This window comes from Gemmobacter sp., from assembly GCF_046292685.1.
Taxonomy (GTDB): Bacteria; Pseudomonadota; Alphaproteobacteria; order Rhodobacterales; family Rhodobacteraceae; genus Wagnerdoeblera.
Window position 1 is genome coordinate 32,078 of sequence record NZ_JBKBQM010000010.1, and the last position, 14,916, is coordinate 46,993.

Consider the following 14,916-nt stretch of genomic DNA (forward strand, 5'->3'; position numbering starts at 1 on the left):
TCAGAGATCCAGCGTCAGTTGCGCCGGCGCGGCCGGGCGGCGGCGCGGCGCGGGGGCGCGGCGGTCGTTGACGAAGACGGGCGTGGCCGGGCTGGAGTGGCGTTCGGCGATGCGCGCGGCGGCGGCGGCAAAGCCGGGCGCGCGGCGATGCGCCCACAGGGTTTCGCGCGCCGCACGGGCCGATTCCGCCGGATCGACCAGCGGTTCGGGGTAGCGCCGGCCCAGCAGGGTGCCTGCGCCGCTCCAGCGCCAGGGGGCGTGCAGATGCGGGTCGGGCACCGCCGCCAGTTCCGGCACCCAGCGCCGGGTGAAGGCGCCGGTGGCGTCGTGGTCCTGCCCCTGCTTCACCGGGTTGTAGATGCGGATGGTGTTGATGCCGGTCACCCCGGCCTGCATCTGCACCTGCGGCCAGTGGATGCCGGGGTCGTAGTCGGTGAACAGCCGCGCCAGCACCTGCCCCGCCGCGCGCCAGTCGAGCCCGAGGTGATGCACCGCCACCGACACCAGCATCGCCCGGGCGCGAAAGTTCAGCCAGCCGGTGGCCCGCAGATAGCGCAGGCAGGCATCGGCAAAGGGCAGGCCGGTTTCGCCGGCGGCAAAGGCGGCCAGATGCACGGTGTTGCCGGCCGTCACGTCGCAGGCCGGGTGCAGCGGGCGCAGTTCCATGTCGGGCCGGTCTTCCAGCCGCTGGTGGAAATGGTCGCGCCAGGCCAGCCGGGCACGGTAGGCACGCAAGGCCCCCGCGGCCAGCGTGCCGGGCCCGACCGCCGCCGCCTCGCGCAGCGACAGCGTGCCATAGGCCAGATGCGGCGACAGGCGCGAACAGGCGCGTTCCCCCCCGACGGGCGAAGCCATGGCCGCCTGATACCCCTGCCCCCGCCCGGCAGCAAAGCTTTCGGCCAGCGCGAGCCCGGCGCTGCGCGCGCCCGACTGGCGGTGCGGGCACGGGTCGGGCGCCAGGCCCAGCGCGCGGGCGGCCGGAATCAGCCCCGGCTCCACCCCCGGCACCGGCGTCAGCGCCACCGGATCCAGCCGCGGTGCGGCCAGAAAGGCGGCCTGCGCCTCGGCCCAGCCGGTGCGGTTCCGCTGGCCGCGGCGGATCGCCGATTGCGGCAGTTCTTCCCACGCCACGCCCTGCGCGCGCGCCCAGGCCGCCAGGCGGCGGTCGCGGTCATAGGTCCAGAGCGTGCCGGTTTCCTGGTGGCTGACGATGGCGCCGATGCGGTGGGCGCGCACGAGCCGCGCGATGACCTCGACCGCCTCGCCCGACCGCACCACCAGCGGCGCGCCCAGCGCCGCAAGATCGGCACGCAGGCCCGCCAGCGCCTCGGCCAGCGTGTCCCAGTGCCGGCCCGCCATGTCGGGTTGCGCCCACAGCCCGGGTTCGGCCACGTAAAGCGGCAGCACCCGGCCCAGGGCTGCCGCCCGGACCAGCGCCGGATGATCGGCGACGCGCAGGTCGCGCTTGAACCACAGAAGAACATTCATGGAACAAAAGGTATAGCGCGGCGCGTCGATTCGTAAAGACCCCGGCAAGGCCACCAGATGTGCAGCAGCACCCGGGTTGCAATGCCGCCGGTTGTGGCAGCGGGGCGGTTGCGCCACGCAGAGGGCAATTTTTCGGGAATTGCCTTGCCACGCTTTGCCTTGGCGGGCGAATCCACCTATCCTGCCCGGGCAGAAGCAGGGGTGTGGAATGCAGCGTTTCGAATACAGGGTGATTCCGGCGCCACGCCGGGGCGAGAAGGCCAAGGGGCTGAAGACCACCGAGGCGCGGTTCGCCCATGCCTTGACCCAGACGATGAACCAGATGGCCGCCGATGGCTGGGAATACCTGCGCGCCGACACCCTGCCGGCCGAGGAACGCGTGGGCCTGACCGGGCGGACGACGACGTTTCAGCACCTGCTGGTGTTCCGCCGCGCGCTGCCGGCCGCCGCCACCGCCACCGCCGCCGCGGCCGAGGTGCCGGCCCCGGCGCTGCACCTGGCACGCCCGGCCGCCCCCCCCGCCGAGGACGAGCCCGCCGCCTTGCCCGAACCCGATGCGCTGGACGTGGCCGCGCGCCGCGCCGCGCTGATCGCTCGGCCGCAATTCGGCACAGCCCCGCGGCTTTCGGCCAAGGCGGAAACCGGGCTTGCGCCTTCGGTCGGGCCGGCCCCCGGCGGCGGCGGGCAGGCCGCGCAATAGGCTCAGGCTTCGATCTCCAGCGCGAGGGCGTGAATCCGGCCCATCAGCTCGGGCCCCAGCGCGGCATGCACCGCGCGATGGCGCGCGATGCGCGACTGCCCGGCAAAGGCGGCCGACCGGATCGCCACCCGGAAATGGCTTTCGCCCGACCCGTCGTCGCCGGCATGCCCGGCGTGGCGGTGGCTTTCGTTCACCACGTCCAGCCGCTCGGGCGCGAAGGCTTCGGAAAGTTGACGGCGAATTTGGTCCTCGACCCGCATTTTTGCCCGGCCCCCCCCTTCAAGTGCGCGTGGAATAACCTAGACTTGCCCGCCTGAGTCGGAAAGGCAAGACCGGAGCCCGCACATGACCACCCGTTCGCCATTTGATTTCGACATCCGCGTGTCGGCCGACAAGAAGCGCAAGGCACGCGGCCGTCGTGGCATGTCGGGCGCCGTGGAGGGCACCGACCGCCCCTGCACCTATCCGGGTTGCAAGGAGGCCGGCCAGTATCGGGCCCCGAAATCGCCCGACCTGCTGGACGAATTCGTCTGGTTCTGCCGCGAGCATGTGCGCGAATACAACCTGAAGTGGAACTTTTTCCAGGGCCAGACCGAGGAGGAGTTCCAGCGCTTCATCGACAAGGATCGCGTCTGGGGGCGGGAAACCCGGCCCTTCGGCCAGCGCGCCGACGAAGGCCGCGCCTGGGAACGGCTGGGCGTGAACGACCCGCTGCAGATCCTGGGCGACAAGGGCACGCGCTCGGCGCCGTCCTCGGTCAGCACGCGCCGCCTGCCGCCGACCGAACGCAAGGCGCTGGAGATCCTCGATGCCCGCGACACCTGGACGCGCACCGAGATTCGCAAGCAATACAAGAGCCTGGTCAAGGATCTGCACCCCGACCTGAACGGCGGCAACCGCGCCGACGAAGACCGCCTTCAAGAAGTGGTCTGGGCCTGGGACCAGCTGAAGGACAGCCGCCACTTCAAGGACTGAAGGGCGGCCGCACCGGTGCCGCGCGATCAGAAGTCGGTCGGCGCGCCGCCTTCCTGCTTGCGGCGGGCGACGAATTCTTCCAGCGCGCCCTTGTGGTCGGGGTTCATCGCCGGCGGCTCGAACTCGGCCAGGATCGCCTTGTAGATGCGGTGCGCGCGCTCGGCCGTCCAGACGGCGCCATCGGCCTGCCACGCTTCGTAGTTGCGCCAGTCGCTGGCGATCGGGGCGTAGAACGCGGTGGTGTAGCGCTCTTGCGTGTGCTGGCAGCCGAAATAGTGGCCGCCGGCGCCGACCTCGGCGATGGTGTCGAAGGCGATGTCCTCGGGCGTGGTGGCCCAGGTCGCCTGTTCGAAATAGCGCTGGATCATCTGCAGCACCTCGCAGTCCATCACGAACTTTTCGGGGCTGGCGATCAGCCCGCCTTCCAGCCAGCCGGCCGCGTGATAGACAAGGTTGGTGCCCGATTGCACCGCCGCCCACAGCGAGTTGCAGGTTTCCCACATCGCCTGCCCGTCGGGCACGTTGGCCGCGCATACCCCGGACGACCGCATCGGCAAGCCGTAATGGCGCACGAGCTGCCCGGTCATCTGGGTCGCGCGCATGTATTCCGGCGTGCCGAAGGCGGGGGCGCCCGATTTCATGTCCACGTTGCTGGTGAAGGTGCCGATGGCCACCGGGCAACCGGGGCGGATCACCTGCAGCAGCGCAATGGCCGACAGCGCCTCGGCGATCGACAGCGCGACCGCGCCCGACATGGTCACCGGCGCCATAGCCCCCGCCAGCGTGAAGGGCGTGACCACCACCGGCTGCCCGCGCCGCGCCAGCCGCATCGCGCCGTCCAGCATCGGGAAATCGTGCTTGAGCGGGCTGACCGAGTTGATGTTGGTATACATCCGCGGTTTCGCCTCGAATTCGTCATGGCTCAGCCCGCCGGCCAGGCGGACCATTTCCATCACATCCTCGACCCGTTCGGCGCCCAGACTGTAGGCATGGCAGACCTTGTCGGTCAGCACGAGCTTTTCATACAGGCAGTCGAGGTGCCGCACGCTGGGGTGAATGTCGATCGGCTCCACCGGATAGCCGCCGGCGACATGGATGCAGTTGAAATACTGCGTCAGCTTGATGAACTCCCGGAACGTCGCAAAATCGCCGGCGCGCTTGCCGCGTTCCAGATCCCAGGCATTCGGCGGGCTCGAGACGTTGACGAAGACCATGTGCTTGCCGCCGATCACGATTTCGCGGTCGGGGTTGCGCGGGGTGATGGTAAAGCTGGCGGGCGCCTTGCGCACCTGCTCCATCACGAAATGCTCGTCCATGCGCACATTGGTGCCCGAGACGATGCAGCCCGCGCGGCGCAGGATCTCGACCGCCTCGGGGTTCAGCATCTCGATGCCGATTTCGGACAGAATCCGCATCGCCCCGCGGTGAATCGCCATCACCCCGTCGTGGTCCAGCGGCTCGGTCGGCCGGTCGGGGTTGAGCGGGATGCGCCACGACATCTGGTCGATGGCATGTCCGCCGCTGCGGCGCTGGTTGCCCGCCCGGCCGCCGCCCCGCGATCCGGCGCGGCGCTTGCCTGCTGTATCGTCGCTCATGGCGCATCCTTCCGCTCAAGCTGTCTGTCCGAGGCAGCATGACGGCAAGCGTCGGGCAGATGTTTCGCCGGATGCGACAGGTTCAGGTCGTTTTCGCGCCTTCAGGCGGCAGCCTGACGGTCCAGCCAGGCCGGAAGGCTGCCGATGTCGGGCAGCACGGTATCGGCATGGGGGGCCAGTTCGGCGGTGCGGGCGATGCCGGTCAGCACCCCGATGCGGCGCATGCCGGCATGGGCGCCGGCGTGCAGGTCGTGCAGGCTGTCGCCCACCATCACCACCTCGCGCGGCGCCAGCCCCATGGCCGCACAAAACGCCAGAAGCTGCCCGGGCGCCGGCTTGGCCCCATGGCCGGAATCGCAGCCGGCGACGAAATCGAACAGGTCGGCCACGCCGGCGCGGTTCAGGTGGGCATGGGCCGGCATTTCGGCATCGTTGGTCACCAGCCCGATGCGCAGCCCGCGCGCGCGCAGGCCTTGCAACAGCGGGCGCAGCGGCACGGCCTCGGCCAGCGGCACATCCGCGGCCAGGGTGTTCATCCGCTCGACCAGACGGGCCGGCACGCAACCGGGCAGATGCGGCGCCAGCAGCGCGGCCAGCTCCACCGGCGTGCCGCCGATGACCGGGCTGTCCCAGGCGAAATCCCGCGTCGCCAGATCGAAGCCGACCACCCGGCCCAGCGCCTCGGCCCGGGCGGCATCGCCCTGCGCCAGTTCCAGCGTCAGCCGCGCGGCCCATTCGGCCCAGGTGCGGCGAAAGTCGAACAGCGTGCCGTCCTTGTCGAAGATGATGCCGCCGATCATGCGCCCCCCCAATTGGCTTTCCCCGCCGCACCCTGCCCGGGCCGCTGCGGCGGCGCAAGGGGGCGCCGTCAGGTCCAGTGCCAGGCCTGCCCGCCCGGCAGGCGGGCGCGGGCCTCTGCCGGTTGCGTGGGCGCGATGCCTGCGGCGGCGGCAAAATCCAGCACGCGGCGGTCGTCCTCCAGCAGGAAATCCAGCACCGCCCCCAGAAAGGCCGGATCGGCCGCCCGGGCGCGCAGGTCTGCCGGGCTGGCGCCGCTGGCAGCCAGAAAGGCGGCGAACAGGTCATCCTGCGCCGCGATGTGCGACAGCGCCTGCAAGCCCAGGATTTCGGCCTGTTCGCGGGTCATGCCCGTTTCCTTCTGCGCGGGTTTCCGCACGATTCCGGCAACCTTTTCTGGCCTGACGCGGACGGAAACCTTTTGTTAACCATTGGCAGGGAATCTGCGACACATAAGGTATGCGCGCAACCCGTCACGAGCGAGAGGAGTCACAGTGCCATGACGCGCAGGATTCTGATCGTCGATGACGTTCCCACCAACCGGATCATCCTCAAGGTCAAGCTGACGGCCGCGTGTTACGAGGCGGTGCAGGCCGCCAGCGGCCCCGAGGCGCTGGAGATCGCGCGCCGCGACCCGCCCGATCTGGTGCTGTTGGACTATGCCATGCCGGACATGGATGGCATCGCGGTCTGCCGCGCCTTGCGCGCCGATCCGGCGACGGCGCGGGTGCCGGTCATCATGGTGACCGCCTCGGGCGACGAAGAAGCCAAGATCGCCGCCTTGCGCGCCGGGGCGGACGATTTCCTCGTCAAGCCCATCGACGACCGCATGTTGCTCGCGCGCATCCGCAACCTGCTGCGCGCGCGGGGCGACGATCTGGGCGCCGGCTCGGCGGCGCTGGACGAATTCGGCCTGGCCGAGCCCGCGGCGGGCTTCGACCTGCCGCCGCGGGTGGCGCTGATCGCACCGCGGCCCGAAACCGGCCTGCGCTGGCGCAGCGTGCTGGCGCCGCATCTGTTCGCGGCCATTACCCCGATGGCGCGCGAGGCCGCGCTGGAAGGTGCGGGGGGGGCGGCGGACCTGTATCTCATCGGCCTCGATCTCGACGCGCCGGGCAGCGGGTTGCAACTGATGTCGGAACTGCGCTCGCGCCCGGGAAGCGCCCATGCCGCGATCTGCCTGGTGCTGCCGGCCGAAGGCCAGGGGCAGGCGGCAACGGCGCTGGATCTGGGCGCCGACGACGTGCTGCGCGAAGGCTTCGACGGGGCCGAGGTGGCGTTGCGCGCCCAGGCCCTGATCGCCCGCAAGCGCGCCGCCGACCGCCAGCGCGCCCGCCTGGCCGAAGGGTTGCGTCTGGCTTTGACCGACCCGCTGACCGGCCTGCACAACCGCCGCTACGCCTTGCCGATGCTGGGGCGAATGCTGGCCGAGGCGGCGGCGCACGGCCGGACCTGCGCGGTGATGGTGCTGGACATCGACCGCTTCAAGTCGGTGAACGACCGGTTCGGGCATGCCGCGGGCGACAAGGTGCTGACAGGGGTGTCCGCGCGCCTGTCGGTGGCCTTGCGCCCGGGCGACCTGATTGCCCGCATCGGCGGCGAGGAGTTTCTGGTTGCCCTGCCCGGCGTGACCGAGGCCGAGGCGCTGATCCTGGCCGAACGCCTGCGGCATGCGGTTTCCGAACGCCCCTTTGCGATCGACCTGTCCGAACCCCCGCTGCGCGTCACGGTGTCGATCGGGGTGGCGCTGGCCTCGACCCCGGCCGAAACCGCCGAGTCGGCGCTGGCGCGCGCCGACCGCGCCTTGCTGGCCGCCAAGGCCGACGGGCGCGACCAGGTGATGAATGCCGGCCGCAACGCCGCCTGAGCGGGGATTCGGGGTTTGTTAACACGCCCCCGTTAGGCTTGCGGGACACGGCAAGCGAGGCGGGTGGCATGCATGGTCTGATGAACCGCGCGATCCAGGGATTTCTGCGCGATGTCTACGGGGCCGATCTGTGGTCCGGCGTCGCCCGCGGCGCCGACCTTGGGGCCGACGGGTTCGAGGCGATGCTGCATTACGACGACAGTCTGACGGCCCGGGTGCTGGATCAGGCGTCGCGCGCCCTGGGCCGGGCGCGCGAGACCATTCTGGAAGATATCGGCACCTGGCTGGTCGCATCGCAGGCCGGGCAACCCCTTCGGCGGCTGCTGCGCTTCGGCGGCGTCAGCTTCACCGATTTCCTGCATTCGCTGGAGGATCTGCCGGGGCGCGGGCGGCTGGCCCTGCCCGACCTCGGTCTTCCGGCGCTGCGGTTGCAGGAACCGCAACCGGGCATCTACCTCTTGACCTGCGAAGGGCTGGCGGGCTTCGGGCATGTGCTGGTCGGGCTGCTGCGCGGCATGGCCGACGATTACGGCGCCCTGGTGCTGCTGGACCACGAAGGCGGCGACGACGGGTCGGAAACCGTGCGCATCCACCTGCTCGCCGCCGATTTCGCCGAAGGCCGGCGGTTCGACCTGGTGGGCGGGGGGTAGGCGGTGGACGGTGCGGCCTTGACCCCGGATCTGAGGATCGGCACCGCGGCGCTTGGCCGGGTGATGCCGATGCACCTGCATGTGGACGCCGGCGGCGTGATCCGGGCGGTGGGGCCCACGCTGGCCAAGGTTGCGGGAACGCGGCTCGAAGGCCGGGATTTCTTCGAGGCGGTCGAGGTGCGTCGCCCGACCGGGGTGGCCGACCTGGCCGCCCTGGGCCGCAGGGCCGGGCAAAAGCTGCATCTGGCCCTGCGCCACATCCCCGTCAGCACGCTGCGCGGCCTGGCCTTGCCGCTGGCCGACGACGGGCTGCTCTTGAACCTGTCCTTCGGGATCGACCTGCCCGAGGCCGTGCGCCACCACCGCCTGACCGATGCCGATTTCGCCCCCACCGATCTGGCCATCGAATTGCTGTATCTGCTGGAGGTGAAGACCCTGGTGATGGACGAGCTGGCCGATCTGAACCGCCGCCTGGCCGGGGCCAAGATCGTGGCCGAGGAACAGGCCCAGACCGACGCGCTGACCGGCCTGCGCAACCGCCGCGCGATGGATCGCCGCATGGCGGCGCTGATCGCCAGCGGCACGCCCTTCGGGCTGATGCACCTCGACCTCGATTTCTTCAAGCAGGTCAACGATTCCTTCGGCCATGCCGCCGGCGATCACGTGCTGATCCGGGTGGCCGAAATCCTGCGGGCCGAAACGCGGGCGGACGATACCGTTGCCCGCGTCGGCGGCGACGAATTCGTGCTGCTGCTGCCCGGTCTGGTCGACCTTGCGCGGCTCGAACGCATCGCCGCCCGCATCATCCGCCGCCTGCGCAGGCCGATCCCCTACCGCGACCATCAGTGCGTGGTTTCGGCCAGCATCGGCATGACCGTCTCGACCGCCTATGCCGAACCGCAGCCCGACCGGATGCTGGCGGACGCGGACAAGGCGCTTTACGCCTCCAAACACGCGGGGCGCGGGCGCTTTCGCACCCATCGGATCGGCGACGAAACTTTCGAAAATTCCGGTTGACACATGTTCGATTCCCCACAAAACTACACCGTAAAGTAAAGTTACGCACCTCATCTGCCCCGGGCAGACACCGGCGCACCTCGCGCAGGGCGGTGGCGTATGACCGAACGGGGGGGCGATGCTGCAGGAACGGATCGAAGGCAAATGGCTGGCGGCCTTTCGCCGCGTCTTTGCGCTCAACGGCATCGGGCGGGGCACGCCGGTGGCCATCGTGTCGGAAACCCAGTCGCGCCCGGTGCTGGTGCATCTGAGCGAACTGGCCGCCTATGACCTGGGCGCCGAATTCTGCATGATCTGCATGCCCACGCCGGCGCAGACCGCGCCCGTGCCGGTGAAATCCACCGGCACCAGCTGGGCGCTGGCCGGCAACCGCGCGGTGATCGAGGCGTTGAAGCGCGTCGAGGTGATCGTGGATTGCACCGTCGAAGGGCTGATCCACGCCCCCGAATGGCCCGAGATCGAGGCGGCCGGCCGCACCCGTCTGCTGGTCATCACCAACGAACACCCCGAAATCCTGGAACGCACCGAACCGAAGGCGGAACACGCGGCCGCCGTGCAGGCGGGCATCGCCGCGCTGAAGGCGGCCGAACACATGCACGTCACCTCGGCCGCCGGCACCGATTTTCACGTCGATCTCCGCGGGGCGCCCTGCGGGGGCACCGCCGGCTTCGGCACCACGCCGGGTGCGGTGGCGCATTGGCCGGGGGGCCTTTGCCTTGCCTTCCCCGGCAAGGGCTGCGCGCAAGGGCGCATCGTGATGGACGTGGGCGACATGAACCTGACGTTCAAGACGGTGCTGACCAGCCGCATCGACTTCACCATCGAGGACGATTTCATCACCGCCATCAAGGGCGACGGCATCGATGCGCTGCACCTGCGCGAATACCTGGAGGCGTGGGACGACCCCAACGCCTATGGCATGAGCCACGTCGGCTGGGGGGTGAACCCGGGCGCCAAATGGGTTTCGGCCGCGATGTACGACAAGCGCGACATGCAGGCGGTGGAGTTCCGCGCGCTGGCGGGGTCGTTCCTGTGGTCCACCGGCGCCAACCAGTATGCCGGGCGCTTCACGCTGGGGCATTTCGACCTGCCGATGCGCAACTGCACCATCGCCCTTGATGGGCGCGTCGTCGTGCGTGACGGCGTTCTGACCGAAGGATTCGCCGCATGAACGACCCGCGCCCCATCCCCGCCGTCCTGCCCATGAGCCACCCGGGCGATTACTACGACCTGAGCCGCATCCGCCCCGAGGTTCTGGCGGTGCTGGAGCGGATCAACGCCCTCGGCCCCGTCTTTGCCGCCCGGGCGCGGGCCGTGGATGACGAGGCGTCGTTCCCGGTGGAAAACTACCGCGACCTGGCCGACGAAGGCTTCCTTGGCCTGTGCATTCCCGCCGAATACGGCGGCATGGGGTTTTCCATGTGGGAATACGCCATGGTCGGGGCCGAGATCGGCAAGTATTGCGGCGCCACCGCGCTGACCTTCAACATGCACAACTCCAGCATGGCCTGGTCGCGCTTCATGTTCGAGATGCCGAACCTGACGCCCGAGGAACGCGCCGAATTCGCCCCCTTGCGCGAACGCCAGTTCCGCCGCGCGATCAAGGAACGCGCGATCTTTTCGCAGCCCATCTCCGAAGGCGGGCAGAACTGGACGTCGAAGCCGAACCAGACCCGCTGCCACGCGGTCGAAGGCGGCTGGCGCATCAGCGGGTTCAAGAAATTCGCGTCTCTGGCGGGGTATTGCGACTATTACACCATCGTCTGCACCGAGGTGTTCGAAGGGGTGGAACCCCGGCACGAGGACACCATGCTGTTCGTCGTGCACAAGGATACCCCCGGTCTGAGCGTTCAGGGCGACTGGGATCCGCTGGGGATGCGCGGCACCAACAGCCGCGACCTGATCCTGCGGGACGTGTTCGTGACCCGCGACGACCTTCTGATGCCGCGCGGCATCTTCGGCAAGACCCTGCCCAACTGGCCGCACATGATGGCCACCCTCAGCCCCACCTACATGGGCGTGGCGCAAGGCGCCTATGACTTCATGGTGGCCTATCTCAAGGGTCAGGTGCCCGGCCAGCCCCCCATCGACCGGCGGATGTATGCCACCAAGCGCATCACCGTGGGCAAGATGTATGCGCGCCTGGCCAACATGCGCGCCCTGTGGTGGCAGGCGTTTTCCGAGGCGAAGGGCTTCCCCTCCAAGGCCGAGGTGATGCGGATGTATGCCGCGCAATACAACATCATGGAAGGCGTGCAGGAAATCGCGGCCCTCGCCATCCGCACCTGCGGCGGGCAATCCATGCTGCGGTCCCTGCCCTTGGAACGGATGTATCGCGACAGCCGCTGCGGCGCGCTGATGCTGCCCTACACCTCGGAAATCATGGAGGATTATCTGGGCGTGCTGGCGCTTTACGAGCTGGACGAGCTCGACACCGCCCCGGGCGACGAAGGGGGGGCGCGCAACTCGCTCTGGCGCGGCGATGCCGGCGCGCTGAAGGGCCTGCGCTGAGATGCCGCGCGACCGGGTGCAGGTGCGCGGGCAACTGGCGGCATCGGCCGATGCGGTCTGGCACATGGCGGGCGATTTTCTGGGCGCCTGGCACCCCGCCATCGCCCGGATCGAAGCCGAACCCGGGGTCCACGAAACCCGCCGCTTCACCGTGCGGGGCGAGGACACGATCTACCGCGAACGCCTGACCTATCGGTCCGAAAGCGACCGGGTGCTGGCCTACCGGATGCTCGAAGGCATCGAAGGCGCCGACCGCTACGATGCCCGCCTGTCGGTTGCGGCCACCGGAACCGGCGCCTCCGTGCTCTGGACGGCCGAGATCGCGGCCCGCGCCGACCGGCTGGCCGCGATCCGTGCGGGGACCGAGGCGGTGTTCCGCGCCGGGATCGACGCCTTGGCCGCCGCCCCCCCTGCCCCGCCGGTGCCGCCCCCGGCGGCCGCGCCCGCTGCCGCCATCGAAACCCGCCTGCTGGAGGGCACGCCGCGGCTGGCCCTGTCGGTCGCGGGGGAAGGCGGCCCGCTGGTCGTCTTCCTGCACGGCATCGGCGGCGGGCGGCGGAACTGGCACCGCCAGTTGCAGGCGCTGGCGCCCCATGCCCGCGCCGTGGCGCTGGACCTGCGCGGGTATGGCGACAGCACCCTGGGCTTCGGCCCCTCCACGGTCGATGGCTACTGCGACGATATCCTGCGCGTCGCCGCAGCCTTCGGGGCCGACCGTTTCGTGCTCGCGGGTCTGTCCTATGGCGCCTGGATCGCCACGTCCTTTGCCATGCGCCACCCCGGCCGGCTCATGGGCCTGGTGCTGTCGGGCGGCTGCACCGGCATGTCCGAGGCCGGCCCCGAAGAACGCGAGGCCTTCCGCCTCAGCCGCGAGGTGCCGCTCGATGCCGGCCAGCGCCCGGCCGATTTCGCGCCCGCGGTGGTGGGCCTCCTGGCCGGACCCGGCGCCGACCACGCCATCCGCGCCGAGCTTCTGGCCAGCATGGCGGCGATTCCGGCCGAAACCTACCGCGATGCGATCCGCTGCTTTACCAACCCTCTGGAACGGTTCGATTTTTCCCGCATCGCCATGCCTTGCCTGCTGATGACCGGCGAACACGACCGGCTCGCCCCCCCGGCCGAGATTCGCGCCGTGGCCGGGCGCATCCTCGACGCCAGCCCGGAACCGGATGTGCGGTTCGAGGTGATCGCCGGCGCCGGTCACCTGTGCAACATCGAAGGCCCCGCCGGCTACGACCGCCACCTGATCCCCTTCGTGCAGCGGGTGGCGGCATGACCGCCGGCGCCCGCGCCTTGAACCGCGCTGCCAGGGAACGGCGCATCCTCGACGCGGCCTTCCGGGTGTTTTCCCGGGCGGGCTATGCCGGCGCCTCGATGGATGCCATCGCCGAAACCGCCGGCGTGTCGAAACCCACGCTCTACCAGTATTTCGGCTCCAAGGACGCGCTGTTTGCCGCCATGATGGACAGCGCCCGCGACGCCATGACCGAGCCCTTCGGCAAGGGCGGCGACATGGTCGATCAGCTTTACCGCTTTGCCTGGGCCTATGCCGATACGGTGATGCGCCCCGACCTTCTGGGCCTTGCCCGGCTGGTGATCGGCGAGGCCGCGCGCTTTCCCCATATCGGCGCCGCCTATCAGGCCGCCGGTCCCGACCGGCTGCTGGCCGCGATGATCGCCTGGCTGGAGCGCCAGCGCAGCGCCGGGCGACTGGCCTTCGAGGATGCCGAGCTTGCGGCGCAAGACCTCTGGGCGCTGATCCTGTCGGCCCCGCGCACCCAGGCGCTGCACCGCCCCGATGCGGTTCCCGGCCGCGCCCAGGTGCGCCGCTATCTGGAAAACGGGCTGCGCGTCTTCCTGCGCGCCTATTCCACCAACCCGCAAGCCGATCTGGCGGCGCTTGCGCGGCTGACCGACAACCCGCCGGATACAGGGACACCATGAACCTCGACGAATTGCTCGAACAGAACGGCTGCAAGTTCGCCACCGTGGCGATGGTCGATACCAACGGCGCCTTGCGCGGCCAGATGGTCAGCCGCCGGTCGCTGGCCGGCATCCTGCGGCACGGCATGGGCATGGCGCCGGTCACGCTGGCGCTCGACCCGACCGACAAGGTGCTGACGGTGCCGGGCATCACCGACGACAGCGCCGACTTCCACGACGACCCGCTGATCGTCGACCCCGCCACGGTCCGCCGCATTCCCTGGGCGCGCCCCGGGCACGACCTCATGTTCCTGTCCAACTACGGCGGCGCCACGGCGCAGATCTGCCCGCGCGCGCTCCTGTCGCGCGTGCTGGCCCGCGCGGCCGGCGCCGGGTTCCACCCGAAATACGGGCTGGAGCTGGAATACACCCTGTTCGACGAAACCCCCGAAAGCGCGGCCGCCAAGGGCTATCGCAACCTGCGCACCGCCACCCTGCACCCCAGCCACGACCTCGTGCTGTATCAGGCGCTGCAATCCGAATGGTATCAGGCGGTGGCCGACATGGCCGAACCGCTGCGCATCGACCTGGCCAAGATGCACGAGGAAATCGGCGGCGGCTTCATGGAGGCCTGCATCGCCGCCGGCGAAGGGCTCGAGCCCGCCGATCAGCTGGTGCTGCTGAAAACCTTCCTGCGCGCCCTCGCCTTGCGCCAGGGCAAGACCGTCACCTACATGCCGCGCTGGAGCGAACAGGCCGACAGCCAGTCGATTCACCTGCACATGTCGCTCAAGGATGCCGACGGCACCCCGGTCTTCTGGGACGCGGCCGAACCCCACGGCATCAGCCGCACCTTCCGCCACTTCATCGGCGGGCTGCAACGGCATCTGGCCGATCTCACGCTGGTGTTCCTGCCCACGGTCAACGCCTACCGCCGCTTCGCCCCCGGCACCTTCGCCCCCCCCGGCCTGACCTGGGGCTACGAAAACCGCACCACCGCCTTGCGCGTGGTCGGCCACGATCCCGGCAGCCTGCGGGTGGAAAACCGCCTGCCCGGGTCCGACACCAACCCTTATCTGACCGTCGCCGCCACGCTGGCGGCCGGAATCGCCGGCATCCTTGACGAAATCGAACCCGAGGCCCCGGTCCTCGGCAACGGCTACGGGCAGCCGCCCGCCCGCGACTTCCACCGCCAGATGCCCGAGGCCATCGCCGCCTTCCGCGCCAGCGCCTTCGCGCGCGACTGGCTGGGCGACGCCTTCGTCACCACCTTCGCCGCCGCGCGCGAAAGCCAGTTCGACCAGTTCCGCGCCCAGGTGCCGGATGTCGAGCTGATGCGCTATTTCGATCTGGGGTAACCGCCATGCCGTTTCACCTTGACCCAAATATCCC

Annotated in this window: 15 protein-coding genes; 10 read left to right on the forward strand and 5 right to left on the reverse strand. The window is 69.8% G+C overall.

The annotated features are described in order from the left end of the window. Positions 1-1,605, reverse strand: a complete 1,605-nt coding sequence (locus tag ACK4S2_RS04570; protein ID WP_409620768.1) for an FAD-binding domain-containing protein — start codon at positions 1,603-1,605, stop codon at positions 1-3. Positions 1,606-1,696: 91 nt separating this feature from the next. Between ACK4S2_RS04570 and ACK4S2_RS04575 the strand changes: the two genes are divergently transcribed. Beyond that, positions 1,697-2,188, forward strand: a complete 492-nt coding sequence (locus ACK4S2_RS04575; protein ID WP_409620770.1) for a DUF4177 domain-containing protein — start codon at positions 1,697-1,699, stop codon at positions 2,186-2,188. Positions 2,189-2,190: 2 nt separating this feature from the next. Here ACK4S2_RS04575 and ACK4S2_RS04580 read toward each other — a convergent pair whose 3' ends face one another. After that, positions 2,191-2,448, reverse strand: a complete 258-nt coding sequence (locus ACK4S2_RS04580) for a BolA family protein (RefSeq protein WP_409620772.1) — start codon at positions 2,446-2,448, stop codon at positions 2,191-2,193. Positions 2,449-2,533: 85 nt separating this feature from the next. Between ACK4S2_RS04580 and ACK4S2_RS04585 the strand changes: the two genes are divergently transcribed. Then, positions 2,534-3,163 carry a DnaJ domain-containing protein gene (locus tag ACK4S2_RS04585; RefSeq protein WP_409620774.1) on the forward strand — a complete coding sequence of 210 codons (630 nt, stop codon included), beginning with the start codon at positions 2,534-2,536 and terminating at the stop codon, positions 3,161-3,163. 26 nt (positions 3,164-3,189) lie between these two features. Here ACK4S2_RS04585 and ACK4S2_RS04590 read toward each other — a convergent pair whose 3' ends face one another. From ACK4S2_RS04590 to ACK4S2_RS04600, 3 genes are all read right to left on the reverse strand, one after another. Beyond that, entirely contained in the window at positions 3,190-4,758 is a 1,569-nt protein-coding gene (locus ACK4S2_RS04590) for a trimethylamine methyltransferase family protein (protein ID WP_409620776.1), read from the reverse strand. Positions 4,759-4,859: 101 nt separating this feature from the next. Further along, complete coding sequence (locus tag ACK4S2_RS04595; RefSeq protein WP_409620778.1) at positions 4,860-5,558, reverse strand: HAD family hydrolase; 699 nt, start codon at positions 5,556-5,558, stop codon at positions 4,860-4,862. Positions 5,559-5,626: 68 nt separating this feature from the next. After that, on the reverse strand, positions 5,627-5,905 hold the full coding sequence (locus tag ACK4S2_RS04600; RefSeq protein WP_409620780.1) for a DUF3572 domain-containing protein: 279 nt from the start codon (positions 5,903-5,905) through the stop codon (positions 5,627-5,629). A gap of 150 nt (positions 5,906-6,055) precedes the next feature. On the opposite strand from ACK4S2_RS04600, the gene ACK4S2_RS04605 reads away from it, so the two are divergent. The 8 genes from ACK4S2_RS04605 (at position 6,056) to ACK4S2_RS04640 (ending at position 14,882) form a co-directional block, all read left to right on the forward strand. Then, positions 6,056-7,423 carry a diguanylate cyclase gene (locus tag ACK4S2_RS04605; protein ID WP_409620782.1) on the forward strand — a complete coding sequence of 456 codons (1,368 nt, stop codon included), beginning with the start codon at positions 6,056-6,058 and terminating at the stop codon, positions 7,421-7,423. 68 nt (positions 7,424-7,491) lie between these two features. Continuing rightward, positions 7,492-8,073 (forward strand): heme NO-binding domain-containing protein, encoded by a 582-nt coding sequence (locus ACK4S2_RS04610; RefSeq protein ID WP_409620784.1) that lies wholly within the window; start codon positions 7,492-7,494, stop codon positions 8,071-8,073. 63 nt (positions 8,074-8,136) lie between these two features. After that, positions 8,137-9,090, forward strand: coding sequence for a GGDEF domain-containing protein (locus ACK4S2_RS04615; protein ID WP_409620854.1), 954 nt, complete (start codon positions 8,137-8,139; stop codon positions 9,088-9,090). A gap of 118 nt (positions 9,091-9,208) precedes the next feature. Continuing rightward, positions 9,209-10,261, forward strand: a complete 1,053-nt coding sequence (locus tag ACK4S2_RS04620; RefSeq protein ID WP_409620786.1) for a peptidase M29 — start codon at positions 9,209-9,211, stop codon at positions 10,259-10,261. After that, the gene (locus tag ACK4S2_RS04625) at positions 10,258-11,601 is read left to right on the forward strand and encodes an acyl-CoA dehydrogenase family protein (protein WP_409620788.1); all 1,344 of its coding nucleotides are present in this window, start codon (positions 10,258-10,260) and stop codon (positions 11,599-11,601) included. Before ACK4S2_RS04620 ends, ACK4S2_RS04625 begins: the two co-directional genes overlap by 4 nt. A gap of 1 nt (position 11,602) precedes the next feature. Continuing rightward, positions 11,603-12,877, forward strand: a complete 1,275-nt coding sequence (locus tag ACK4S2_RS04630) for an alpha/beta fold hydrolase (protein ID WP_409620789.1) — start codon at positions 11,603-11,605, stop codon at positions 12,875-12,877. Next, positions 12,874-13,545, forward strand: a complete 672-nt coding sequence (locus ACK4S2_RS04635) for a TetR/AcrR family transcriptional regulator (protein ID WP_409620791.1) — start codon at positions 12,874-12,876, stop codon at positions 13,543-13,545. Before ACK4S2_RS04630 ends, ACK4S2_RS04635 begins: the two co-directional genes overlap by 4 nt. Continuing rightward, positions 13,542-14,882 carry a glutamine synthetase family protein gene (locus tag ACK4S2_RS04640; protein ID WP_409620793.1) on the forward strand — a complete coding sequence of 447 codons (1,341 nt, stop codon included), beginning with the start codon at positions 13,542-13,544 and terminating at the stop codon, positions 14,880-14,882. The genes ACK4S2_RS04635 and ACK4S2_RS04640 overlap by 4 nt, the downstream gene beginning before the upstream one ends. The last annotated feature ends 34 nt before the right edge of the window (positions 14,883-14,916 follow it).